This window comes from Pseudoalteromonas sp. Z1A6, from assembly GCF_011378745.1.
In the GTDB taxonomy this organism is placed as follows: domain Bacteria; phylum Pseudomonadota; class Gammaproteobacteria; order Enterobacterales; family Alteromonadaceae; genus Pseudoalteromonas; species Pseudoalteromonas arctica.
In genome coordinates, this window is sequence record NZ_WTKW01000669.1 from 1 (window position 1) to 790 (window position 790).

General features: G+C 34.9%; 2 protein-coding genes. Both read right to left on the reverse strand.

The features are described 5' to 3' along the window. On the reverse strand, positions 1-354 hold a 354-nt coding region (locus GQR46_RS20240; protein WP_165742325.1), incomplete at its 3' end, for a hypothetical protein. After that, entirely contained in the window at positions 351-656 is a 306-nt protein-coding gene (locus GQR46_RS20245) for a hypothetical protein (RefSeq protein WP_024594103.1), read from the reverse strand. The genes GQR46_RS20245 and GQR46_RS20240, both read right to left, overlap by 4 nt. Positions 657-790 lie beyond the last annotated feature (134 nt).

A 790-nucleotide genomic window follows, 5' to 3' on the forward strand; every position in this document is an offset into this window, starting at 1 on the left:
ACCTAATAAAATACAAGTATGGCAAATACATACAGATAAAAATGCACTAATACCTAATGCACCGCCATAGCCGTCAAGTTTTGGTACAAGAAATTCAAATAAGATTGAAAATAAAATAGATGAGCTTGCTACAGTATAAATACCAAATCGATGTGGGGCGCTCATACCTATAAATGTGCCGCCAAAAAATACAATTGCGTATAAATCGGGGTTCAAATTTAAAGCGCTAAAAATTAAATAAGCAATAATAGAAAGTGAAGACGACGCTCTAACCCCGTCAAAGCGACTATGCTTAGCTAAATAAAATGTTAAAAAAGCCCCAAGCAGTACAAGTAATGGATATTCAATACTCATAATACAATTCCTTTGGCTAATACAAAAAGTGCCACGCTTGCAAAAGCTACGCTGCCAAGCTTGCCACCAAAACCTGTAAACATATTCATAGTAAGCACATACAAACTTGAGCCAATAAGCGAAATAATAGCAATTTCCCAGTAACTGGTAATTAAATGAGTTGAACACATACCTGCAAAGCTACCAGCATAAATTGCAGCATACGGATGGTTTTTATAAAGTGCAGGAAAAGGAATAAACGAGCCAATAAGCCCCGTTAGCGCAGCAGAAATCACTAAAGGTAATGCAAAAGTAGTGTGCATAGCAAAGCAAGCTACAAAGCCTAAAAAGAAAGTGATGAATTTTAAAAATAAGAATTTAATCATAGCGGCGCATTTTAAACTAATCCTTTTGCGCTTTCTAATACTCTCTAACAAATAAATGTTATAAGTAATTA